General features: G+C 39.8%; 22 protein-coding genes. 19 read left to right on the top strand and 3 right to left on the bottom strand.

The window, feature by feature from the left end:
- Positions 1–10: 10 nt before the first annotated feature.
- Together A374_RS08370 and A374_RS08365 are read right to left on the bottom strand one after the other, a co-directional pair.
- Positions 11–907, bottom strand: coding sequence for a diacylglycerol/lipid kinase family protein (locus A374_RS08370; RefSeq protein ID WP_007201772.1), 897 nt, complete (start codon positions 905–907; stop codon positions 11–13).
- 10 nt (positions 908–917) lie between these two features.
- Positions 918–1415, bottom strand: coding sequence for an antibiotic biosynthesis monooxygenase family protein (locus tag A374_RS08365; RefSeq protein ID WP_007201771.1), 498 nt, complete (start codon positions 1413–1415; stop codon positions 918–920).
- Positions 1416–1646: 231 nt separating this feature from the next.
- Between A374_RS08365 and A374_RS08360 the strand changes: the two genes are divergently transcribed.
- The 9 genes from A374_RS08360 to A374_RS08320 all read left to right on the top strand — a co-directional run bounded on the left by A374_RS08360 (position 1647) and on the right by A374_RS08320 (position 14926).
- Entirely contained in the window at positions 1647–3779 is a 2133-nt protein-coding gene (locus tag A374_RS08360) for a transglycosylase domain-containing protein (protein ID WP_007201770.1), read from the top strand.
- 213 nt (positions 3780–3992) lie between these two features.
- Positions 3993–5027, top strand: coding sequence for a uroporphyrinogen decarboxylase (gene hemE, locus A374_RS08355; RefSeq protein ID WP_007201769.1), 1035 nt, complete (start codon positions 3993–3995; stop codon positions 5025–5027).
- Positions 5028–5031: 4 nt separating this feature from the next.
- Positions 5032–5976: a ferrochelatase gene (gene hemH, locus A374_RS08350; RefSeq protein ID WP_007201768.1), complete on the top strand. Its 945-nt coding sequence runs from the start codon at positions 5032–5034 to the stop codon at positions 5974–5976.
- 1 nt (position 5977) lies between these two features.
- Positions 5978–7399 (top strand): protoporphyrinogen oxidase, encoded by a 1422-nt coding sequence (gene hemY, locus A374_RS08345; RefSeq protein WP_007201767.1) that lies wholly within the window; start codon positions 5978–5980, stop codon positions 7397–7399.
- Positions 7400–7550: 151 nt separating this feature from the next.
- Positions 7551–8798 carry an ATP-binding protein gene (locus tag A374_RS08340; RefSeq protein WP_007201766.1) on the top strand — a complete coding sequence of 416 codons (1248 nt, stop codon included), beginning with the start codon at positions 7551–7553 and terminating at the stop codon, positions 8796–8798.
- An 81-nt stretch (positions 8799–8879) separates the two neighbouring features.
- Positions 8880–9449, top strand: a complete 570-nt coding sequence (locus A374_RS08335; protein WP_007201765.1) for a TetR/AcrR family transcriptional regulator — start codon at positions 8880–8882, stop codon at positions 9447–9449.
- Between the two features lie 140 nt (positions 9450–9589).
- Positions 9590–11983 carry a YhgE/Pip domain-containing protein gene (locus tag A374_RS08330; RefSeq protein WP_007201764.1) on the top strand — a complete coding sequence of 798 codons (2394 nt, stop codon included), beginning with the start codon at positions 9590–9592 and terminating at the stop codon, positions 11981–11983.
- Between the two features lie 251 nt (positions 11984–12234).
- Positions 12235–13383 (top strand): ABC transporter ATP-binding protein, encoded by a 1149-nt coding sequence (locus A374_RS08325; RefSeq protein WP_007201763.1) that lies wholly within the window; start codon positions 12235–12237, stop codon positions 13381–13383.
- On the top strand, positions 13376–14926 hold the full coding sequence (locus A374_RS08320) for a glycine betaine ABC transporter substrate-binding protein (RefSeq protein WP_007201762.1): 1551 nt from the start codon (positions 13376–13378) through the stop codon (positions 14924–14926). Before A374_RS08325 ends, A374_RS08320 begins: the two co-directional genes overlap by 8 nt.
- A 42-nt stretch (positions 14927–14968) precedes the next feature.
- Here A374_RS08320 and A374_RS08315 read toward each other — a convergent pair whose 3' ends face one another.
- Positions 14969–15691 (bottom strand): amino acid ABC transporter ATP-binding protein, encoded by a 723-nt coding sequence (locus A374_RS08315; RefSeq protein ID WP_007201761.1) that lies wholly within the window; start codon positions 15689–15691, stop codon positions 14969–14971.
- Positions 15692–15850: 159 nt separating this feature from the next.
- Here A374_RS08315 and A374_RS08310 point away from each other — a divergent pair, with 159 nt between their 5' ends.
- The 10 genes from A374_RS08310 (at position 15851) to A374_RS08265 (ending at position 24860) form a co-directional block, all read left to right on the top strand.
- Positions 15851–17512 (top strand): multicopper oxidase family protein, encoded by a 1662-nt coding sequence (locus A374_RS08310; protein WP_007201760.1) that lies wholly within the window; start codon positions 15851–15853, stop codon positions 17510–17512.
- A gap of 220 nt (positions 17513–17732) precedes the next feature.
- A complete protein-coding gene (gene lplA / locus A374_RS08305; RefSeq protein ID WP_007201759.1) occupies positions 17733–18725 on the top strand; it encodes a lipoate--protein ligase in 993 nt (330 codons plus the stop codon).
- Positions 18726–18915: 190 nt separating this feature from the next.
- Complete coding sequence (locus A374_RS08300; protein WP_007201758.1) at positions 18916–20244, top strand: phenylacetate--CoA ligase family protein; 1329 nt, start codon at positions 18916–18918, stop codon at positions 20242–20244.
- 128 nt (positions 20245–20372) lie between these two features.
- Entirely contained in the window at positions 20373–21281 is a 909-nt protein-coding gene (gene paaA, locus A374_RS08295; protein WP_050979730.1) for a 1,2-phenylacetyl-CoA epoxidase subunit PaaA, read from the top strand.
- An 18-nt stretch (positions 21282–21299) separates the two neighbouring features.
- Complete coding sequence (gene paaB / locus A374_RS08290; RefSeq protein WP_007201756.1) at positions 21300–21647, top strand: 1,2-phenylacetyl-CoA epoxidase subunit PaaB; 348 nt, start codon at positions 21300–21302, stop codon at positions 21645–21647.
- The gene (paaC, locus tag A374_RS08285) at positions 21644–22438 is read left to right on the top strand and encodes a 1,2-phenylacetyl-CoA epoxidase subunit PaaC (protein ID WP_007201755.1); all 795 of its coding nucleotides are present in this window, start codon (positions 21644–21646) and stop codon (positions 22436–22438) included. The genes paaB and paaC overlap by 4 nt, the downstream gene beginning before the upstream one ends.
- A 28-nt stretch (positions 22439–22466) precedes the next feature.
- The gene (gene paaD / locus A374_RS08280) at positions 22467–22973 is read left to right on the top strand and encodes a 1,2-phenylacetyl-CoA epoxidase subunit PaaD (RefSeq protein ID WP_007201754.1); all 507 of its coding nucleotides are present in this window, start codon (positions 22467–22469) and stop codon (positions 22971–22973) included.
- Between the two features lie 26 nt (positions 22974–22999).
- Entirely contained in the window at positions 23000–23305 is a 306-nt protein-coding gene (locus tag A374_RS08275) for an EthD family reductase (RefSeq protein WP_007201753.1), read from the top strand.
- Positions 23298–24074, top strand: coding sequence for an enoyl-CoA hydratase/isomerase family protein (locus tag A374_RS08270; protein ID WP_007201752.1), 777 nt, complete (start codon positions 23298–23300; stop codon positions 24072–24074). Before A374_RS08275 ends, A374_RS08270 begins: the two co-directional genes overlap by 8 nt.
- A gap of 12 nt (positions 24075–24086) precedes the next feature.
- Complete coding sequence (locus A374_RS08265) at positions 24087–24860, top strand: enoyl-CoA hydratase-related protein (RefSeq protein ID WP_007201751.1); 774 nt, start codon at positions 24087–24089, stop codon at positions 24858–24860.
- The last annotated feature ends 51 nt before the right edge of the window (positions 24861–24911 follow it).

Raw genomic sequence — 24911 nt, 5'->3', positions numbered from 1 at the left:
AGGCCTTTTTTTATTGTAATGGAAAGTCGCCTACGATGACCTCTATATGTTGTTTTAAATTCTTTAGCGAAGCGGGAGTCGTCTCACCGCGTTCACCGTCACAATCGATTAGCTGTTGAGGTGTTGTCGTAATTTCCAAAGAATCGGTTTGGAAATACTCGATATCATCATGCTCAGGCATTTCATTACGGAACTTTGACTGAATCGTTTCCCATAACAGTTTCATGGACGGTTGTTTAACGATGAGAACATCAAATTTACCATCTTGAATATCTGTATGCGGGAAGAATGGTTTAATCCCTCCGGTGAATGGTCCGTTCCCAACAATGACCATGGTTGCTTCTCCTTTATAGCTTTGTTCTTTGCTTCTCAGCTCTATGGAAAAGGGGGTATAGTTCGTAATCGTTTGGGCTGCCGATACGTAATAAGATAACCGTCCAAATTTTTCTTTCATGTCACCATCAATATTTTCAGATACATCTGTAATTAAACCGATTCCCCAAAAGTTTAAGAAATAGTAGTCATCATTCCAACATCCAACGTCGACTGATGCTGTCTTGTGCGCTAGAATTTGTTCTACGGCTTTTAAAGGATCTTGGTTGATGCCAAGTGCACGAGAGAAATCATTGCATGTTCCTCCGGGAAGAATGGCGAACGTCGGCCGCTGAGCAAGCGGAGCAAGACCATTAATTAACTCATGAATGGTACCATCACCGCCAGCGCCTACGATTAAATCGTAAGACTGACCATGCGTTGTAAGAAACGCCTTCCCATCTCCCGGTTTTTTTGTTTGTTCAATATGAACATGTGGATAAATTTCTTCAAGTTTTTTGGCGATTATCGTTATATTTTGAACAAGTGTTTCATTCCCTGCTTTTGGGTTAAGAATAATCGCTGCTTTTTTCATTAGAATCCCCTCAATTGCTTTTTACGTGAAATTGTTTTACATAAGATGGACCAGAAAATAGTTGTTGAGGTAGCCCTTTATCGGTGCCTCGGTTTTTATGTGCTTCCGAATAAGCGGAAGAAGTTTGCCAGTCTAGAAAGGCTTGTTCTGATTGCCAAAGAGTTAGGACGATATAAGGATGCGTTTCTTGTGGACGCAGCACGCGAATAGCGGCGAAGCCAGGTTCTTGTTCAACAAGACCTGCTCGTTTGCTAAAGCGCTCCTCGAATAGAGATTTTCCTTCGTCGGTAACTTGAATATGATTTAAAACGGCAAAGGTTCCGTTTGTGACGATGCCTTTTGCATTCAATACCTCATACGTATAGCCAGACTGAAAAGGATTGCCTTCATCACTCTCTACGAGTAGAAGGGCATCTTCACCATTTTCAAGTAATAGAGAGGTTGCTTGGATCGTTGCTTTTAAGTGTGATAAGAAGTCCTCTGTACCATATGTAAGGTATACTTTCATATTTTCAATCTCCTTTTTTCATCTTCTAGAAAAGACGAATGATTATTCATAAATACCCGAAATCGGTTCATAATAAACGATAAATGAACGATTCGTGATGATTATGATAACAATATAGTACTAGATAGTGTAACCTTCTTTTAGCGAAATCTGTCATTATATAGTAAAATATGATGTTAAGATTGTAAATTTACGTAGAAATTTTACAAGTGAAGAGAGGTTATTACAGCCGTGTGGAAAAGAAGTGCGTTATTTACTGGTCTCGGTGTAGGCATCTTTATATTAGGATTTATGGGCTATTTATTTATTATTATGGCAGGAGACTACGTTGTCGATGATAAGGATCTCATCATGAAATCTGCATCTACGCTCGTGGATGAAAAAGGAAATACAATTACGAGAATTTATTCAGAAAACCGTGAACTTGTTTCTGGGAAAGATATACCAGATCATGTAAAAAAGGCGTTTGTAGCCGTTGAAGACAGTCGTTTCTATGAACATAGTGGGCTTGACTATCGTTCGATTGGGCGTGCGATTTATCGCGATATTATTAGTGGTCATAAAGTAGAAGGTGCTAGCACGATAACACAGCAGCTGGCAAAAAATGTTTTTTTATCGCGCGAAAAATCGTTTTTTCGAAAAACAAAAGAGGCAGTTATTGCGATTAATTTAGAGCGGAATTATAGCAAAGATAAAATATTAGAAATGTATTTAAACCAAATTTATTTTGGACGTGGCGCCTATGGTATTCAGGCTGCTGCAAAAACCTATTTTAATAAAAATGTAAGTGAGCTGACGTTAGAAGAGGGAGCAATGTTAGCGGGTATTCCAAAGGCCCCAACGAACTACTCACCTGTACTTCATCCAGAAGCTAGTAAGAAACGTAGAAATCTTGTTTTAAATCTTATGGAGGAACAAAACTATATATCAGCAGAAAAAGCGGTACGAGCAAAAGGGAAAACGCTAGGATTAAATATAAATAAAGAGGAGAAGAATCCTGCGTTAACAACGTACATTGATATGGTATTACATGAAGCGCAAGAAAAGTACCACTTGTCTAAAGAAGAGGTGCAAAAAGGTGGCTATAAAATTGTAGTTCCATTGGATCAAACGACTCAAAATACGATGTATAAAGCCTTTTTAAACCCAGAATATTTTAAAGGCGCCGGCAAGAAAAGCCCTGAGGGTGCCATGGTATTAATGAATGCAGATACTGGGGGAATCATTGCTGCCCAGGGTGGACGAGGTTATATGACAGAGGGTCTAAATCGAGTTTATGTAAAGCGTCAACCAGGCTCATCATTTAAGCCTCTTGCAGTCTATGGTCCTGCTTTAGAATCAAAAGAATATAAACCGTATTCTATGCTACAGGATGAAAATAAAAGCTATGATGGCTATCAACCGAAAAACTATGATAATCGATATCGTGGGAAAGTTTCCATGGTTGATGCTGTTAAGGATTCCATCAACGCTCCAGCTGTTTGGTTATTAAATGAAATAGGCGTTGATGAGTCAAAGAAATATTTAAGTGAACTTGGAATGGACATTCCAGATCGTGGTTTGGGCATTGCTTTAGGAGGCCTTGACCATGGCGTAACGCCTTTTGAGATGATGGCTGCTTATCGTAGCTTTGCTCGTGAAGGAAGTACCGTTCAACCGTACGTAATTGAAAAAATCTATGATCGAAGCGGAGAATTAGCTGGTAAAGCTAGTCACGAAGAAAAGAAAGTCTTTTCTAAACAAACAGCCTGGTACATGACGCGCATGCTTCAGCAGGTTGTGACTAAAGGTACCGGGCAAGCAGGTACAGCGAATACTGAGGTTGCAGGTAAGACGGGAACGACGAACTTTGAAGCGGTTCCTCATGGCAATAAAGACGTATGGTTCACAGGCTATACACCGGACGTTGTAGGGGCTGTGTGGATGGGTTACGATAAAACGACGAAAAGTGATTATTTAAATTCTTCTAGTGAACAACCAACGCGGTTATTTAAAGATGTTATTAATCAAATCCCGTCACAGCGTGATAAAAAGTTTAAAAAACCACAAGGTGTGAATGATTTAGAGCCGCCGGTGGATCTTGTGAAAATACAGGACTTAGAAGCGTTTTTTCACTTTGGAGATTATGGTTTGCCTGGCGTGAAATTACAATGGACACCTTCTTCAGATCGACGCTTGAAATATAAGATTTATACAGTGAAAGACGGAGAAGAAACGTATATTGATACTGTAACAGGAGAGGGAAGTTATGACGCTTCTGGACGCTATTTGTTTAGCCGCCCTGACTTTTTCGTCGTTCCGGTGAATCCACAAACCGGTCAAGAAGGTGAGCGTTCCAATACCGTTGGCGTTAAATGGTTTTAAATGGGTGTGATGAACGATCCTCAGGGGTTGTCGATTTCATGACATTTCAGAGTGGAAACTATACATTTCATATGAATTCTTTTACAATGTTTTATGGATATGGAGCGAACGGGATTCTACATCGTAAAGTGACGGAATCATTGGAGGTCAGAACGTGACAACCTAAAAGAGCGGTTCGGGCTTTGCTTCAAATGAGAAAGGTGAGTGTTGATTTTGACGTGGAATGAAGAATTTTTAAAAGCCTGTCGAAAAGAAAATAACCGCTTTGTGCCGGTATGGTATATGAGACAGGCTGGTCGTTCACAGCCGGAATACCGGAAATTAAAAGAGAAATATTCTTTGTTTGAAATAACCCACCAGCCTGAGCTTTGCGCACAGGTTACGAAGCTGCCAGTAGATCAGCATGGTGTAGATGCGGCGATATTGTATAAAGACATCATGTCACCCGTCCCGTCTCTAGGTGTGAACGTTGAAATTAAAGCAGGTGTTGGTCCGGTAATTGATCAGCCGATTCGCACGCTAGAAGCTGTCGAACGACTTGGTATGATACAGCCAGAGAAGGACGTTTCTTATGTTCTTGATACGATTAAATTGTTGCGCAAACAGTTAGATGTACCATTGATTACGTTTGCTGGCGCACCATTTACGATCGCAAGCTATTTAATTGAAGGTGGTCCTTCAAGAGAGTATCATGAGACAAAAGCGCTCATGTATTCTAATCCAACAGCTTGGTTTATGCTAATGGATAAATTAAAGGATATGACGATAGCCTATGCTAAAGCACAAATTGCTTCTGGCGCTCAAGCTTTTCAAATTTTTGACTCATGGGTAGGCGCACTAAATGTAGATGACTTTAGAACCTACATTAAGCCAACGATGCATGACATTTTTTCAGAGCTTCAGCATGAAGGTGTTCCCCTTATTTTATATGGAACCGGTGCACGTCATTTGTTGAATGACTGGAATGAATTACCGATTGATGTCATCGGGCTTGATTGGCGTACTTCACCGAGAGAGGCACGTGAAATGGGAATTACAAAGGCATTGCAAGGTAATTTAGATCCGTCTATATTACTTGCTCCATGGGAAGTGATAGAACGGAAAGCAACGCAACTTCTAGATGAAGGAATGGAAGAGGCCGGTTTCATTTTTAATGTAGGTAAAGGAATTTTCCCAGAAGTAAAGGTTGAAACGTTACAGCGCTTAACAGCATTTATTCATGAATATTCTTCGAAAAAGATGGGGTGAACGTATGGATAAGCGAAAAGTTGGATTACTTGTAATGGCCTATGGAACACCGCGGAGTCTTGATGAAGTGGAGTCTTATTATACACATATACGAAGAGGCAGAAAGCCTTCTGATGAACAACTAGAAGATTTAAAAAGTCGATATGAGCAAATTGGGGGAATATCTCCACTTGCTAAGATTACAGAGGAACAAGCCCTACGCCTAGAAGAAGCTCTAAACGAGCGCTATGAAGATGTTCAATTTAAAAGCTATCTAGGCTTAAAGCATATTGATCCTTTCATTGAAGATGCTGTTATGGCGATGAAAAAAGACGGTATTACTGAAGCAGTATCTATTGTATTAGCTCCTCATTATTCCACTTTTAGCGTAAAATCTTATAATGGACGAGCGCAAGAGGAAGCTGAAAAACTTGGGAACTTGCAGATTACTTCTGTTGATCAATGGTACGATAATGAGAAATTTTTAAATTATTGGGCAAATGAGATTAAACAGATTATGAATTCCCTGTCACAAGCTGAGCGAGACAAAGCTGTTGTCATTTTTTCTGCTCATAGCTTGCCTGAACGTATCTTAAAAATGGGTGATCCTTATCCAGATCAACTCAAAAAAACGGCAGATCTCATTGCAGAAAAAGCCGAGATTGCTCACTATACAATCGGCTGGCAAAGTGCAGGGAATACACCAGAACCATGGATTGGTCCTGACGTACAAGATTTAACAAGAGACTTGTTTCAAGAAAAAGGCTACACCTCCTATATTTATTGTCCAGTTGGATTCGTTGCCGATCATTTGGAAGTATTATTTGATAATGACTACGAATGTAAAGTGGTTACAGATGAACTTGGTGTTTCATATTATCGACCAGAGATGCCAAATGCAAAGCCAGCATTTATTGATGCACTAGCTGACGTTGTATCAGAAGTATTCAATCAAAAGGACAGTGATTAATTTGTCACAGCATCAGCATGTTATGATTATTGGCGGCGGAATCACAGGATTAACCGCCGCCTTTTATTTGCAAAAAGAAGCAAAAGAAAATGGAGTACCGGTAACCTATACGCTTATTGAAGGTAGTGAGCGCCTTGGGGGCAAGATTGAAACCATCTATCGAGATGGTTTTACAATCGAGCGTGGACCAGATTCTTATTTAGGTCGAAAAAAAAGTATGACCACTCTTATTGAGAATGTTGGACTTAAAGAGCAGCTTGTTACGAATGAAACGGGACAAGCATACGTCTTGTCTGGCGGTAAGCTTCATCCCATTCCTGAAGGAGCTGTCATGGGAATTCCAACGAAAATGGGTCCCTTTGTGAAAACAGGATTATTTTCACTCGGTGGCAAAGCGCGAGCTTCTCTTGATTTAGTTTTGCCAAGACGTGCGGAACCTGAAAAAGACATCTCGGTTGGTCATTTTTTTCGAAGACGATTAGGAAATGAAGTCGTCGAAAATTTAATAGAGCCATTATTATCGGGCATTTATGCTGGAAATATTGATAGGCTAAGCTTGCAATCTACGTTTCCGCAATTTCAAGATGTTGAAAGGAAGTCTCGTAGTTTAATTTTAGGTATGAAGCATACGTTACCTAAGCCATCTGATCGTCCTGGTACGTACGGTAAAAAGAAAAAAGGCCAGTTTTTAACGTTATCTACAGGGCTCTCATCACTCGTGAAGCGATTAGAGGAGTTGCTAGATGCCGATTCGGTCCTAAAGGGTGAGAAAGTAACTGAACTTGTAAAACTTGCGTCTGGTGGCTATTCAGTGGAGCTAGAAAGCGGACGCTCAATTCAAGGGGATTCAGTCATCATGGCCACTCCTTATACAACGATGAAAGAACTTCTTTCCGAAGAAGTAGCTGTTGAAGGCTTTCATGCCACACCTTCTACGTCCGTAGCCACTGTCGCGATGGCATTTGATCAGTCAGCATTGAAAAAAGACATCAATGGTACAGGCTTTGTTATTTCGCGAAAAGAGCCGACGACCATCACTGCTTGTACGTGGACTCATCGTAAATGGCCCCATACGACGCCAGATCATCAAGTATTACTACGATGTTATGTTGGAAGAGCGAACGATCAGGAAATTGTCTTTCAATCTGATGAAGAAATACTACAAGCCGTTCTTGAAGACTTAAAAAACATTATGGGCATCACGGATCAACCTACTTTTTATTATGTATCACGATGGGTAAAAAGTATGCCGCAATATGAAGTAGATCATAAGCAACACTGGGAGACGCTGCAGGAAAATTTAACAAAGCAGTATCCAGACATATATGCTGCGGGCGCCTCTTATGAAGGTGTCGGTCTTCCAGATTGCGTTGCATCAGCTGAAAAAGCGGTAGAGAATATTATACAAAAACTGCGGTTGTAAGCTTATACCGCAGTTTTTTTTCTGTGAGCATGTACGTCTAGCCAAGGAGCGTATATAATCACAAGTAGGAGAACGTGTTAGTACAAAAGCATGCACACAAAATTTTTAAACAATCAGTTTGTGAGTGTTACATGCGGTAAGGGGAATCGGTATGCAATATTTATTAGGGCCATTGTTTGTTAATGTAGCGATCATCTTTTCACTAACGTACATAACGAATACGATTGCGCCTTTTTTGCCTAAAAAAGTAAACAGCGTGAAAGTAAAATGGATGTATGGTGGCTTTGCGGCAATTTGTGCTCTTTTGTGTATGGCATATCCGATTGAAACGCTTAAGGATTCTCATTTTGATTTAAGAAATGTTCCAATTATGATTGTTACTTTATATGGTGGTCTGTTTCCAGGCATCATATGTACTCTTGTTGTGATGGTGGCTCGTTTCTTTGTGGGAGGAGATTACGTCAATTTAGGATTAGTCTTAGCACTTGTTGCTTTTTTGGTGGCAGCATGTTTTATGTATTTGTTTAAAAATAAACGAAAACGATGGAAAACGGCTGTCATTATTTCGGGTGTTTACACTTTATTATACGCGGGTATTCTCATGTATGATTTAGATTTCTTACCTACTAATTTTTATATGGTCTACTTCACAAGTTTCATGCTTTCCTTTTTCAGTTCGGTTTTTTTAATCGAGCGTTTAAAGAAAATTAATGATCGACTGGAGGAAACCGTCTACCTAGAGAAATTATCAGTCGTTGGACAAATGGCTGCCGCTATTGCTCATGAAGTTAGAAATCCACTAACTACAGTGCGAGGAATGATACAATTCCTTTCAGTTGATACAAGTGATCAAAAATTAAAAGAATATGCCCCTTTGCTTTTAGACGAATTAGATCGTACCAATAAGATTATTACGGATTATTTGTCGCTAGTTAAACCAGGAAACCCATCGCTTAAAAGTTTGCCACTAGATCGGACGATTGAAGAAATTTTATCGCTTATTGCACCGTATGGCGTTTTGCATAATACGTTAATTACGTATAAGAAAGCAGGCGGTGAGTATTATGTTGTAGCGGATCTTCACTACTTGAAGCAATGTATGATCAACATTATAAAAAATGCTATTGAAGCGATGGAACGTCATGATGGTGTTGTAACGATTTACTTATATGCAGCGGATCGTAATCAGCTAACCCTTGCTATAGAAGACAACGGAAAAGGAATGACAGAAGAAGAATTAACGAAAATCGGTCTTCCTTTTTATACAACAAAAACAAAAGGAACTGGCCTTGGTACGATGATTATGAGTCGATTAATTCGAGAAATTGGCGGTAATATTCATTATGAAAGTAAATCGGGCTCCGGTACAAGAGTGCTGCTAACGTTACCTGTTCGTTAAAATACTTGTCAATTAAAAATGAACATGGTAAAGTATTGAAATGACCAGATTTCAAAAATAGTCAGCGAAAGGATAGGAGTCATGATTGACCGCAAAAAAAATATAATGGAAGCAGCAGCTCAGTCATTTACGTTGTATGGCTATAAAGCGACAACGATGGATCAAGTTGCTAAAATTGCAAACGTTGGTAAGGGTACAATTTACACATTTTTTGAAAACAAAGAAGACTTATTTCGTGAAATTGTTGAGGATCTTGTTAAACAAATTCGTTCCGTGGCTGCAAATTCAATAAAAGAAGAGCGTCGTTTTAACGAAAACTTACATGCGGCTATTTATAATGTTCTTGATTTCCGAAAGTCACATCAGCTTGCTATTAAGATTGCGCAAGAAGGAAGGGAATTAAATACGCCAGCAGTATTAGAAGCAAGTAAAACGCTAGAAACCGTTGTTTTGACCTTTATAAAACAACAATTACAAAAGGCAATTATCCGATCGGAAATAAAGCCGATTAATGTTGATATTACGGCCTATTTAATGCTAAAAGTTTATATTTCCCTCGTTTTTGATTGGGAATTAGAGCATCCACCGTTAAGCAAAGATGAAATTGCTGGCCTATTTGAAACGATTCTTATGGATGGTTTACGAAAATAATTGCATCTGTTAGAAGATCATGATATTTTAGAAAAACGCTTTTTAATTGTACGAAAGATTTTTTTCGGCACAAGGTGACTATTTGACTAAAATGGTCATTATGTTCTGTATAATTACGGTAGAAATGGGTGAAAGAAACAATGGTATTTAAACAGTTTCGGGAAGTACTTCGCAATCCGAAGTTATTAATTCCGGTCATTGCTATTTTATTTATCCCGATTCTTTACAGCGGTATTTACTTATGGGCCTTTTGGGATCCATATGCTAATACAGAAAAATTACCAGTCGCTGTTGTAAACGAAGATCAGGGTGCAAAGCTTGATAATAAAAAATTGCATATTGGCGATGACTTGGTGAAAGAGCTTAAAGATAATGACGATTTTAAGTGGGAATTTGTTTCGGCTAAACAAGCAGAGGAAGGCATTAAGGATAATAAATATTATGCTCGTATTGTTATGCCAGAAGATTTTTCTAAACGCGCAAAAACCGCAATGGATCCCCATCCAGATAAGCTACGCTTGGAATATGAAACAAATTCCGGCTATAACTATCTTGGTTCTCAAATCGGAAAAAAAGGCATTGAGAAGCTAAACGAAAAACTTTCTCATAAAATTTCGAGAAAATATACTGAAATTCTATTTGATAAATTTGGTGAAATGAAAAAAGGCATTAAGAAAGCTTCTGATGGAGCTGGTAAGCTAGCCGATGGATCTTCTAAGTTAACGAAAGGGTCTAATGATCTTCAAAAAGGGTCAGGAAAGCTAGCAGAAAAGACGAAAGAGTTTGGCGATGGAATTGGGCAACTAAACAACGGTTCTTCTAAACTCTCAGATGGACTTAAACAATCCGAAGCAGGTGCCGGAAAGCTCTATGATGGCGTGAAAAGTAAAACGTCTGATGTTAATAAATTAGCCCAAGGCTCAACGCAGCTAAATGATGGAATTGGTCAATTAACGAGTGGCCTAGGAAAACTAGATGGAAAAGGTTCTGACATTGTTGATGCACAAGGAAAGCTAGCAAAGGGTGCCTCACAATTAAATGAAGGTGCACAAAAAGCCGAGCAAGGTGCGAAGAAACTTGCTGATAATGGGACTCCACTTGCAAAAGGAGCAAACACACTTAATGATGGGGCACAAAAACTATCAAAAAGTACGAAGCTATATGCTGCAGGAGTGCTGGCTACATCAAAAGGTGCTGAAGCCGTAGATACAAATTTAGCAGCAGTCCTTGAAGCTTTGAAGAAAAATCCTGACATGAGCAAGGAAGTATTAATTGCTAAGCTCACTGCTATAGAAGCTGGCAGTAAGAAAGTAAGCGAAGGTAGTAAAGTTCTTGCTGAAAAAGGATCCTCTTTAGTAGAGGGAGCAGATCAAATTGCTGGTGGATCTAGTAAGCTTGCTTCAGGACTAGAGAAATATACCGGTGGAGCCGATCAGCTTCATTCAGGTTTAGAAGGTCTTGTAAAAGGTTCTGGACAACTAGCGGATGGTCAAGAAAAACTAGCAAAAGGTACTTCGTTATTTATGAGTAAGATTGGCGAGGTTAAAGAGGGTAGTGAAAAACTCCAAGCAGGATCTTCACAACTTGCCAATGGGAATGAAAAGCTTGCCAAAGGATGGGGAACGGTCGTTTCAGGCGTTGGTTCGCTTCAAGACGCTCAATCGAAACTATATAAAGGAAGTATTGACCTTTCTGGAGGATTAGCGAAAGCACAAGAAGGCTCTATTAAATTAAATGATGGAGTTGACCAGCTAGATGATGGTCAGAAAAAGCTAGGCAAAGGTATCGATTCTTTAAATGATGGAAATGAAAAACTATACAATAAATTGCATAAAGCAAGTAATAAAGCAGAAAAAACAAAACAAACAGATGATGAAGTAAAAATGATTGCTGATCCAGTTAAAACGTTAAACAAATCTGCGACAGATGATCTTTCGTATGGTGTCGGAATTGCTCCGTATTTCCTATCGCTTGGTTTATATGTAGGTGCGTTAATGCTAACGATTGTGTTCCCGCTAGTGGAGCCTGCTGGAAGAGTAAGAAATGCCTTTAGTTGGTTCTTTAGTAAGTTTGCTTTTATGGCGGTAACAGGGGTTATTCAAGCACTTATTGCTGATGCTATCATTTTAAATGGTCTCGGATTAGAAGTACAGAGCACTGGGTACTTTATCCTGTTTAGTATCATTACAAGTTTAACCTATATGGCGATTATCCAGTTCTTGACGACGACGATGGGAAATCCAGGACGCTTTATTGCCATCCTTATATTAATTTTCCAACTGACTTCAAGTGCAGGAACATTCCCGCTTGAAATGATTCCAAATGGCTTACAAAGCATTCACTATTTCGTACCGATGTCGTACTCGATTGCTGGCTTTAGAGCGGTTATTACGTCAGGTATTTATAGTGATATGTGGAACAATGCTATTGTTCTTATGTACTTTATGATTCCAATGCTTCTTCTTTCTATTGTGTTCTTTGTATTAAAAACAAAAAAACTGAAACAGAATGAAGAGTCAGCAGAACTCGAATAAACATGCAAGCAGCCCTTTTAAATGAATAGGGCTGCTTTTTTTTAGGTTGATATTTTCTGAGTTTGGTTGTAGAATCATCTTCAACCGGTGAACAGGAAGGTTTTTCTAGATATTTTATCAAGTTTGTTAAATTTATTTTTAATAAATTTATCAAAAAAGGGTTTTCATGACGTGTTTTCGGGTATAGAAAGGTAACGAGGACTAACAACAATACGGAACTATTTGTTGCAAATGAGAAGAGGAGAGAGATTTTGATAACATTTAAGAACGTAGGGAAAAAGTATCCTAATGGATTAGAAGTACTTAAAAACATTGATTTTCACATCGAAAAAGGAGAGTTAATCGCGCTGATTGGTCCGAGTGGTTGTGGGAAAACAACAACCATGCGCATGATCAATCGTCTGATTGAGCCTTCTTCAGGTAGTATTTTAATTGAGGGTGAGGATATTGCATCACAAGATCCCGTCGAACTTCGTCGTAATATTGGTTACGTCATTCAACAAATTGGATTGTTACCACACATGACAATTGGGGAAAACATTTCACTCGTTCCTCGCTTAAAGGGCTGGACAAAAGAAAAATATGAAGACAAAATTGATGATTTATTAAATATGGTTGGCCTTGATCCTGCCACCTTTAGAGAGCGTTATCCAGGAGAATTAAGTGGAGGACAACAGCAACGTGTCGGCGTTATTCGTGCTATGGCAGCAGATCCTCCCATTATCTTAATGGATGAGCCGTTTAGTGCGCTTGATCCAATTAGCCGTGAACAGCTTCAAGAGGAACTTGTTAAACTTCAAGAATCGATTCAAAAAACGATTGTCTTTGTTACACATGACATGGATGAAGCCTTAAAGATTGCCGATCGCATTGCTATTATGAAGGATGGTCATATTGTACAGTTTGATACACCAGAGCGCTTACTCCGTCATCCTGCCAATGACTTTGTAAGAGGATTTATTGGTGAACAGCGATTAGAGGGAATGCAAAATGATCAACCTGTGGCAGCTGATCTTATGATTGAAAAGGTCGTTACCGCTCGTCCAACACGCGGCTTGGCAGAAGCGTTAAAAATGATGAGAAGTTACAAGGTTGATAGTTTGTTTGTAACTGATACGAGGGGCCAATTGCTAGGAATTGCTACCCTTAATAATGTAGAAGTGTATTTTAAAGATGAGGATAAAACGTTGCGAGATATTATGAACACTGAGTTTCAGTCTGTCGATGTTTATGCTCCTTTCACTGAAGTAGCGGAGATTTTTGCAAAAGATGGAGCTGGGTTTATACCGGTCTTGAAAACAGGTGAGCTAGCAGGGTTAATTACACGAACAACGATGATGCGCGGCTTAGCTGGTTTGACAACCTCAGTCGTTCCAGAGGGGGGCGTAAGAAGTGAGTGAACTTATGAATACGTTCATTGAAAGATGGTCTGATATTTGGGAGGCACTGCAACAACATCTGTTTTTATCAATCGTGTCTATTGTTATTGCAACTGTAATCTCCGTGCCACTAGGAATTTTTATTGCACGAAAAAAGAAGTTAGCTGAACCAATTATTGGGATTACTTCCCTCTTTCAAACAATTCCTAGTTTAGCGCTGTTCGGTTTCTTACTACCGCTATTTGGAATTGGAAATACAACGGCAATCATTGCATTAACAATCTATGCTTTGTTGCCAATTTTACGAAATACATACACAGGAATTATCGGTGTTGACCAATCCGCTGTTGAAGCAGGACGTGGAATGGGTATGACGAAAAATCAAATCTTACGCATGATTGAGCTTCCGTTAGCTATGCCAACCATTATGGCAGGTTTACGAACCGCGACTGTTTTAACAATTGGGGTTGTAACGCTCGCTGCTTTTATCGGTGCAGGAGGACTTGGGGATCTTATTTACCGCGGTCTTGCATCTACTCGTAATGAGTTGGTCCTTGCAGGTGCCATTCCAGCAGCTGTATTAGCGCTATTATTTGATTTTATTCTTAAGCGAATTGAGATTGCTACTAATCCAATTGGTCGAAAAGGAAAGAAGCCTTTTTCTTGGAAGAAAGCCTCTGTCGTTGTTGTTCCAGTAGCAGCATTGGTCGTGTTTTTTAGCTTGCGAGGGGGTGCCTCAGAAGATGCGATTGTTATTTCGGGCAAAAAGTGGACAGAGCAATATATCCTTCCTTACGTCGTTGCGGAATACGTGAAAGAAAAAACAAATTACGATGTAAAAGTGAAAGACGGCATTGGTGACACACCCATTTTGACACAAGCATTAAAACGTGGCGATATTGATCTGTATTTAGAATATACAGGTACGGCTTATCTAGATATTTTGCATCAAGACTATAAACCAGGTACATCAGCTGAACAAATCTTTAAAACAGACGAAAAAATGTATCATGACAAATATAAATTAGCATGGTTAAAGCCACTTGGCTTTCAAAATATGTATGCTTTAGCGGTAACAAAAGACACATATGAGAAGCTTGGTATTAAAACAGTAAGTGATTTACAAGCAAAATCTTCACAAGTGACGTTTGGAGCACCGACTGATTTTTATGAGCGTCCTGAAGGTATGAAAGGTTTAATGAAAGCTTATCCGGATTTGAGTTTTAAAGATAAGAAAAGCTTGGATGCGAACTTAATGTACAGTGCAGTAAAGGATGAGAAAGTTGATATGATTACCGCCTTTACAACAGATGGACGCATTAAGCGCTATAATTTAAAAATGTTAAAGGACGATAAAAAAGCATTTCCGGCGTATTATGCAGCACCCGTTGTTCGTGAAGACACGTTAAAAAAATATCCAAAGCTACGCAAAACCATTAATGAATTAGCAGGAAAGATTAATGAAGAGGAAATGACTCAAATGAATACAGAAGTAGATATCAATAAGAAAGAACCAAAAGAAGTAGCTCGCGAGTTTTTAAGAAAAAAAGGATTAATTAAGTAAACAACAAAAAGCCAAGAATGCCTTGCATTCTTGGCTTTTGTATTACAATACTTTACTTAAAAATAGTTTCGTACGTTCGTGTTGTGGATGCGCGAAGAGTTCTTTTGGTTCATTTTCTTCGACTATATAGCCACCATCCATAAAGATGACACGATCACTTACTTCTCGAGCAAAACCCATTTCATGAGTAACTACAACCATGGTCATACCTTCTCTTGCTAAATCTTTCATAACCTCAAGCACGTCGCCAACCATTTCTGGATCTAGTGCTGATGTTGGTTCATCAAAAAGCATAATTTTTGGGTCCATCGCTAAGGCCCGAGCAATGGCGACACGCTGCTTTTGACCACCTGATAATTGGCCGGGCAATACGTGAGCTTTTTCTTCTAAGCCCACTTTAGCTAAAAGCGCAAGAGCTTTTTCCTTTGCCTTAGCAGGTGTCATTTTTCGAACCTTAATCGGACCGACTGTGACATTTTCTAAAACAGTTTTATGAGGAAATAAGTTAAATTGTTGAAAAACCATTCCTACATCTTGGCGGACGACTTGAATATTTGTAGTAGGATCTGTAATCGTATAGCCATTAACCACCACATCTCCAGCTGTAATATCCTCTAATTTATTTAAACAACGTAAAAAGGTGCTTTTGCCTGATCCAGAGGGACCGATTACGCAAACCACTTCTTTTTCTTGAATTTCACAATTAATATCTTTTAGAACTTCTAATTCCCCAAATGATTTCTTTAAATGACGAACGGAGATCATCAACTGCCACTCCTCTATTATCTTTAGTATTCTTGTTCATTGCTACATGGACGTACCTAAATTATACAGACAGTGAAAGGAAAATGCGATGTTTATGCTAACAGGCATGAATGTATTAATGATGAATACAGTTAAATGATACCGAGAGGGGGGGTTATTATGGTACAACTACAAAAATATGTGGATGCTTTGCCCATTCCAGCGACCATTCAACCTACTGCTACGAAAGAAGGAATGCCTTATTATGAAGTGGTTATGAAACAAGTGAAACAAAAGTTGCATCGTGACTTACCACCTACCACTGTATGGGGATATAATGGCCAATATCCAGGACCTACGTTTGAAACAGAGGTAAATGTACCGATTCAAGTGAAGTGGATGAATAAATTACCAAATGTTCATCTCTTACCAATCGATCGAACGGTTATGGGAGCAGAGCCTTCGCAAGCGTCCGTTCGAACGGTCGTTCATCTGCATGGTGGTCGTGTACAAAGTGGAAATGACGGTTATCCTGATGCGTGGTTTACGCGTGACTTTGAAAATGTCGGACCGGCATTTATGGATCCGATTTATAAGTATCCTAATTGCCAGCGAGCTTCTACGTATTGGTATCATGATCACGCTTTTGGAATTACGCGCTTAAACATATACGCAGGCTTAGCTGGTTTATATTTGTTACGAGATTCAGAAGAAAAAAAGCTGAATTTACCGAGTGGACGCTATGAAATTCCATTAATTCTTCAAGATCGTAGCTTTTATCCCAATGGTGAGTTATTTTATCCCGAGCAACCTGGTCAGTTATCACCGCCAGCGCCGCAGCCACCGCCTCCGACTGATCCTAATTTGCCAAATCCATCTGTCCTTCCAGGTTATGGAGCTGATACAAATCTAGTTAATGGAAAAGTATGGCCATATTTAGAGGTCGAGCCACGTAAATATCGCTTTCGAATGTTAAATGCCGCCAACTCCAGATTTTATCAAATGACGTTAGATTCGGGGCAATCTTTTATTCAAATTGGTTCTGATGGAGGGCTATTAAAAGAACCAGTTCAGCTTAGTCAATTAGTGCTTGCTCCGGCAGAACGAGCAGATCTTATTATCGATTTTAGTCAGCAAGCAGGGAAAAGCATTATTTTACGAAATACAGCAGCGGAACCCTTTCCAAATGGAGAGCCACCGACTGAAGATACGGCCCAAATTATGCAATTTCGGGTGAAAGCAAAACAAAAAGAACGAGATGAAACGAGCATTCCAAAACAGTTAAGCTGTATTGTACGGATCCCGCCTGAACAGGCAATTACAACGAGAAAAAATGTTTTATCCGTTTCACGTGATTCGTATGGACGCCCGTACTTTACGATTAATAATAAAGGTTGGAATGGCTTGCCTGTTGAAAACACACCGTATAACGGTACAACGGAAATTTGGGAATTTTATAATATGACAATGGCAACGCACCCCATTCATATTCATTTAATTGAATTTCAAGTGTTAAATCGAGCGAATTTCACAGGTGATCCAAACGGTTCAAATTTAATGGTAGGTGCTGCTATTCCGCCAGATTTAAATGAACGTGGGTGGAAAGATACTGTGCGCGCCTATCCTGGAATGGTGACGAGAATTATTGCGAAGTTCGGGCCATTTACGGGGCTATTTCCGTTTCATTGCCACATTTTAGAGCATGAAGATTATGATATGATGCGCCCATTTGAAGTGCTTAGAAATCCTTTATACAATCCTTGTATTCCTGATCCACAAGAATGTCCAGATATTTCGTTTGCACGCTGCTGTTATAATAAAAATAAACAAAATCGCGAGTAACAAGGTTAAGAAAACGTAGCAATTCTCTCAAAAGCATGTCTACTGTAAACAACGTAGCCTACCTTATGGTGGGTCAGCGTTGTTTATTTTTTTATAAAATTCCGTTGCCTACGATCAAAAAAGGGCATAAGTATAGAGGTGGGATAGTATTAGCTTGCTCTTGTTATAAAAGAGTTGTATAACGAGAAGGAGTAGTTTTTAAGAAAAAGGAGATAGGGACATGCTTTTTATTGATAATAACAATATTACAGATCCGCGGATTAATTTAGCTATTGAAGAATATGCGTTAAAACATCTTGATATTGAACAAACCTATTTATTATTTTATATAAATGAGCCATCTATTATTATAGGAAAGAATCAAAATACGGTGGAAGAAATTAATGCCGACTATGTGGACGAGCATGGCATTCATGTTGTACGCCGTCTTTCTGGAGGCGGGGCTGTTTATCATGATTTAGGCAATCTGAATTTTAGTTTCATTACGAAGGATGACGGTGATTCGTTTCATGACTTTAAGAAATTTACAGATCCCGTCGTAAAGGCACTTAAGAAATTAGGATTACATGCGGAAATGAGTGGTCGTAATGATATTCTCGTTAACGGTAAGAAAATATCAGGTAACGCGATGTTTTCTACGAAAGGGAGAATGTTTAGTCATGGAACACTTATGTTTTCATCAGAAATTGAAAATGTCGTAGCCGCCCTTAATGTAAAAATGGACAAAATACAATCAAAAGGCATTAAATCCATTCGTAGTCGTGTTACGAATATTAAAGATCATCTAGAAAACAAAGAGTTAGGAATGGAGGAGTTTAAACAACTGTTACTTTCCTATTTATTCGAGGAATTTGCTACGATTCCTCGTTATGAATTAACAGAAAAAGATTGGGAGATGATTCATAAAATCTCAGCGGAACGCTATCAAAACTGGGAATGGAATTATGGAAAGTCGCCAGCGTCCAATGTAGAGCTTTCAAATCGGTTTACTGGAGGATCCGTTGATATTAAGTTACACATCGTAAAAGGTGTTATGAAAGAATGTAAAATTTACGGAGACTTTTTCGGTGTAGGTGATGTAACAGACATTGAACAACGGTTAATTGGTACGCGATACGATCGCGGAGAGATTGAGGCTGTGTTAGCAGATATCGACATGCAGTATTATTTTGGTGCTGTTTCTCGAGAAGAGTTTTTAGATTTACTCTATTAATGATGAAGCAAGAGAGAAACCTTTTCATAAGGAATCTCTCTTTTTTTATGCTTTTTGTTGCAATTGACAGAATTATGACAAAAAGGTAAGCTTTAGAAAAATGGCATTACAAAAATAATAGTAAACGGAAATAAAACGTCACGTCTTTTAAGGTAATGGAATTGCTGCATAAAGGGAGAGGATGACACGGATGATTTTTAATGCTGAGATGGAATGTATGAATGTTTTAGAGAAACAGGCATTACAACTAAGCAGACTTAAAAACACAGTGGCAACAGTCTATGAACACGTTCCTTTTTATCAACAGGCCTTTCAAAAGAAGGGAATTGTACCAGAAGACATTCAATCATTATCAGATGTACAAAAATTGCCTTTCACCGCAAAAAAAGACTTGCGAGATCATTATCCATTTGGATTATTTGCCGTGGAGCAACATCAACTCGTTCGCCTCCATGCCTCTTCGGGAACGAGTGGTAAGCCGACTGTTGTTGGCTATACATCTCATGATATTGAGCAATGGGCTTCCATGGTAGCGCGTTGCATTGCGCTTGCTGGCGGCAAACCAGGTCATATCTTACATAATGCGTATGGTTATGGTTTGTTTACGGGCGGTCTCGGGCTCCATTACGGATCTGAGCAGCTAGGCATGACAACCGTTCCTGTGTCTGGTGGTAATACAGAACGACAAATTCTCTTAATTCAAGACTTTCAACCACAAGTCATTTGTGGAACGCCATCCTATGTCTTAACTATTGCCGAAACGATGGAGAAAATGGGGCTTGATCCAAGGAAAACATCGTTACAGTATGGTATCTTCGGTGCAGAACCATGGTCAGAAGAAATGCGTCATGCGCTTGAGGAGAAACTTGGCATTAAAGCACTTGATATTTATGGATTAAGTGAAGTGATGGGGCCAGGTGTAGCAATGGAATGTCATGAAGCACAAGAGGGTCTGCACATTATGGATGATCATTTTTTTGTGGAAGTGATTGATCCAATCTCGTTACAACCGATGCCTGATGGGGAGGCAGGGGAACTTGTATTTACGAGTTTAACAAAGGAAGCCTTTCCAATTATTCGTTATCGAACAGGTGATATTGCCTCGCTGCATCGAGAAAAATGCGTATGTGGACGAACGAGCATTCGCATGTCCCGAGTGAAAGGTCGCCAAGATGATATGCTCATTGTACGAGGTGTTAATGTGTTTCCATCTGAAATTGAAAGTTGTTTACTACAGATAAAAGAATTGGTTCCCCATTATCAAATCTTGATTGTTACACAAGGCTTAAAGGAAACAGTATCACTGCATGTTGAACTAACAGAGTCTTCTTATGCTACCTATGGTCCACAATTAAATGCAGAAGTGTATCATGAGCTCAAAATGAAAATTCAGCGCACTATAAAAAATGCCTGTCTTGTGAACATGCCTGTTGAGCTTAAAGAACCGGGACACATTCCGCGATCACAAGGAAAAGCGGTTCGTATTATGAAGCAGCGGATCGAGGAAATGACATTGTAAATGGTTGTTATTTATATGACGTTATTTTATAATAACGGTAAATAAACGTAATACAATCAGGAGGGTTCATCGTGCAAACATACCTCAGTTTTGATGATTTAACGAATGAAGAGAAGTATGAGCATTTTATGGAACGTATTGCTGCTGGAGAAAAGATTGAAGCGGACGATTGGATGCCAGATGATTATCGACAAAGTCTCATTCGTTTAATTTCAATGCATGGTATTTCGGAAATTATGGGAGCGCTTCCAGAAAAGGAATGGGTCCCAAAAGCACCATCGCTTCATCGTAAACTAGCAATTATGGCGAAAGTTCAAGATGAAATGGGGCACGGACAGTTACTACTTCGCGTCGCAGAAGATCTCATGGCGCCTCTCGGGAAAACGAGAGAGCATATTATGCAAGATTTATTTAGTGGGAAATTAAAGTTTCATAACGTATTTCATATGGAAGCACCTACCTGGGGCGATGCAGGCATGATTGCTTGGCTAGTAGATGGTGCTGCTATTATTTCGCAAAGTATGATGCTCGATTCTTCCTATGGTCCTTATGCGCGCGCGTTAAAACGCATTTGTGCCGAAGAAGTTTTTCATGCCCAGCACGGTGAAAGTATTGTTCTCGCATTAGCAGAAGGGACAGCCGAACAGCGAGCGCTTCTACAAGATTCATTGAATCGTTGGTGGACATCACTCATTATGTTTTTTGGTCCAAAATCAGCAAAAGAAACTGGCAATTCCAATGCAGATAAAAATATTATGTACAAAATTCGTACGAAGACGAACGAAGAGCTTCGTCAAGAATTTTTCACGAAATACATCCCGCGTATTTGGGCGATTGGGTTAACAATACCTGATGAAACGATTCATTTTGATGAATCAACACAATTATGGGTCTATAAAGATGCTGACTGGAATGAATTTAAGCAAATTGTTTCTGGCCATGGACCTCGCTCTCAAGAGCGTCTTGCTCTCCGCCAAAGCTCGTATGACATGAATGGTTGGGTACGAGAGGCGCTGGCGGCTAAGAAAGCAATCTAGAACTGGAGGTAATCTGTAATGAGCGAACAAGAGCAATCCTTTTACAATGTGTATGAAGTGTTTAGTAAAAAGACAGATAAATCCCCTTTTCAGCATCAATTTAGTTTACTAGCACCGAATGCTGATATGGCACTTGTGATGGCGAAAGAAAACTTTTTCCGCAGAGAACCTGTGGCGGACTTATGGGTCGTTAAGCGTGATAATATTCGGAAATTATCTCAAGGTGAGCGAGAGATGCTATCAAAACTATCAAAAGAGTATCGTGAAACAAAAGGATATGGTTATTTAAAAAAGAAATGGCGTGAGTATAATCAAGAGCAATTTACAGAGCAACATATACTTGGTGGAAGGGAAGAGAGCAAGTGAGCAACGAAGAAATGAAAGCGCTTAAAGAGTTGATTTATCAGCTTGCCGATGATGATTTTATTCTTGCTTATCGCGGTTCCGAATGGCTTGGATTGGCGCCACACATAGAAGAGGATGTAGCCTTTTCTTCTATTAACCAAGATATGATGGGGCATGCGACCATGTATTTTCAATTGTTAGAAGCACTTGGAGAGCAAGAAGCAGATCAGAATGCTCACCTGCGCGCACCCGAGGCCTTTCGTAATGCGGTGTTGTTAGAGGAAGTAAACGGAACAGGTTCGTACTTGCATCAGCCGAATTATGATTGGGCCTTTACCGTTGTCCGAAACTATTTTTATAGCGTTCATAAGAAGATTCGCCTAGATTCACTGCGGTTATCCTCCTATGAACCTCTTAGAAATGTAGCAAAGAAAATTTTAATGGAACAGCAGTATCATCTTATGCATTGGGAAGTGTGGTTCCGTCAGCTTTTAACGAGTACAGATGAGGCGAAACGCCGCATGACAGAGGCGATGGTAAAAGTATGGGCTTCCTTTGGGGGAGTTTTAACGCTCGGACCGTATTATGGTGAGATGGTGAAGGCCAATTTTATTGATGATGAAAATGTACTAAAGACACGTTGGATGAGTGCTATCAAGAAAGTGTTAAACGAAACGAATACGAACATGTTGCCAGGAGAACCTGGAATGACTTCGGGAAATGGTCGTAAGGGTGAACACACCACAGATTTGCAACAAGCGATTGCTACGCTAGCAGAGGTGTATGTTACGAATCCTGCTGTAAGCTGGTAAGCGGAAACAAATAGAAGGGAGCCAGCCAATGAACAGTGTCAATAAGCAACAACGCATAACAGAAGCATTGGCGACCGTAAAAGATCCGGAAATCGCATCGGTGAGCATTGTTGATCTTGGCATGATTGGTGATGTGCACGATGAGAATGGCGTTGTAACGATTCATGTGTTACCAACTTTTACTGGCTGTCCAGCGCTTCCTATTATTAAAAGAGACATAGTCAATGCTGTTTCGAAGCTTACGGATGTTAACGCTGTGCAGGTGGAATTTGTCTATTCTCCAGCTTGGACGACCGATCGCATTACCGAGGCCGGAAAAGCCGGATTAAAGGAATTTGGAATAGCGCCTCCACCGGCGCAGCATGTACTTGGAGAGCCTTGGGAAATCGATTGTCCTTATTGCAACTCTTCTTATGTAACTATGGAAAATATATTTGGTCCAACCGCATGTCGCAGTATTTTATATTGTCGGTCGTGTAAAAATCCGTTTGAAGCGATGAAGCCTGTCGCTGACCTTGATGAAATCATACGATAACCTTAAAAAAGAGAGGACGATTTAACATGGTTAAATTAATCGCATTGTATAAAACACCACAGGATCAACACGCTTTTGATGAGCATTATTATGGCACGCATACTGATGTCACGAAAAAAATACCGGGTTTGCGCAAAATGGAAGTAACGAAAATTGTCGGATCACCGATGGGGGAAAGCAAATACTATTTGTTATGTGAAATGTATTATGACAATCATGAAGCGCTTCAAGCAGGAATGAAGTCCGCTGAAGGTAGAGCATCTGGAAAAGATTTAATGTCATTTGCAGGCGATCTTGTTACGATGATGATTGGCGAAGAAGTGAATGGATAATTTTACAACGATTACAGTGCATATACAAGAGAGAGTTGGCGTAGTTGTTCTTAACCGTCCGTCTGTCTTGAATGCAATCAATCGTCACATGGTTTCAGAGCTTTTGCAGGCGCTAACGGACCTTGATCGTCACGATGAAGTAAAAGCGATCGTTCTTACAGGAAATGAGCGTGCCTTTGCAGCAGGAGCTGACATTGATGAGATGATGAATGATGACAGCATAACGCTTGAATTGCTCAATCAATTTCAAGACTGGGATCAATTAGCGCTGATTAAAAAGCCAATTATCGGGGCAGTAAATGGCTATTGCTTTGGTGGCGGATTTGAGCTAGCGCTCTGCTGTGATATCTTATTTGCTGCAGAAAATGCGCAATTTGGGTTTCCAGAAATAAAGCTAGGTGTTATGCCTGGAGCCGGTGGAACAGTCAAGTTAACGAAGCTGATGGGACAAAAGAAGGCGCTTGAATGGTTATGGTTAGGAGAGCCTATGACAGCAAAAGAAGCACATCGTTATGGTGTCATCAATCGTGTTATTGCTCCAGAACGTGTTGTAGACGAGGCTATGAAATTTGCGAAGACGCTGGCAACAAAAGCACCATTACCGCTTCGGCTTATAAAAGAAAGCGTTTACAAAGCGGTCGATGATTCGGTATACGATAGTATGCAGCTTGAACGAAAAAACTTTTATTTACTATTTTCTTCACACGATCAAAAAGAAGGCATGCAAGCTTTTGTTGAAAAGAGAAAAGCGTTGTTTCTAGGGAAATAGGAGGAGATGGCAATGTACGAAACGATTATTTATGAAACGCGCGCAGGTGTAGCCTGGGTAACGTTAAATCGTCCGGAGAAACTTAATGCGTTTACACCGTTAATGCATAAAGAGCTTCAAAAGGCGTTAAAGGTCGCCGAAAGAGATGAGGAAATACGTGCGGTTGTAATTACGGGTGCTGGTCGGGCGTTTTGTTCAGGGCAAGATTTAAGCAATGATGATCAAACGCTAGACTACGGCGACGTGTTACGTGAAGGCTATAATCCTCTTATTCAAGCGATTGTTTCTTTAGAAAAGCCGGTCATTGCTGCCATTAATGGAGTAGCTGCAGGAGCGGGGGCAAGTCTTGCTTTTGCCTGTGACTTTCGACTTGCTTCCTCACAAGCGAGTTTCATAGAAGCTTTTATTCACGTAGGACTTGTACCAGACTCCGGCAATCTCTATTTCCTACCGCGTTTAGTTGGTCATGCAAAAGCGATGGAATTAGCCGTACTTGGGGAGAAAGTACGTGCAGATGAAGCAGCGGCTCTTGGACTTGTTACGAACGTAATAGAAGATGAGATATTTGTTTCACAAGTAGAAGCATTTGCCGTTCGGCTTGCGTCAATGCCTACGAAAGCGATTGGTCTTATTAAGCGCTATATGCATAAAAGCTGGGACAGTGATTTAACAGAAGTGCTAGAAGATGAAGCGATTGCCCAAAGCACTGCTGGTCAAACGTATGACCACAAAGAGGGTGTTTCTGCTTTTATGGAAAAGCGAAAACCATCTTTTATTGGTAAATAGCACGTAAATAAGAAAGCTAGCGGTTTTGATCGCGCGCTTTCTTATTTTACA

This window comes from Fictibacillus macauensis ZFHKF-1 (assembly GCF_000269865.1).
Taxonomy (GTDB): Bacteria; Bacillota; Bacilli; order Bacillales; family Fictibacillaceae; genus Fictibacillus_C; species Fictibacillus_C macauensis.
The sequence above is the reverse complement of the archived record's forward strand: the minus strand, read 5'-3'. Positions and strand labels throughout refer to the sequence as shown.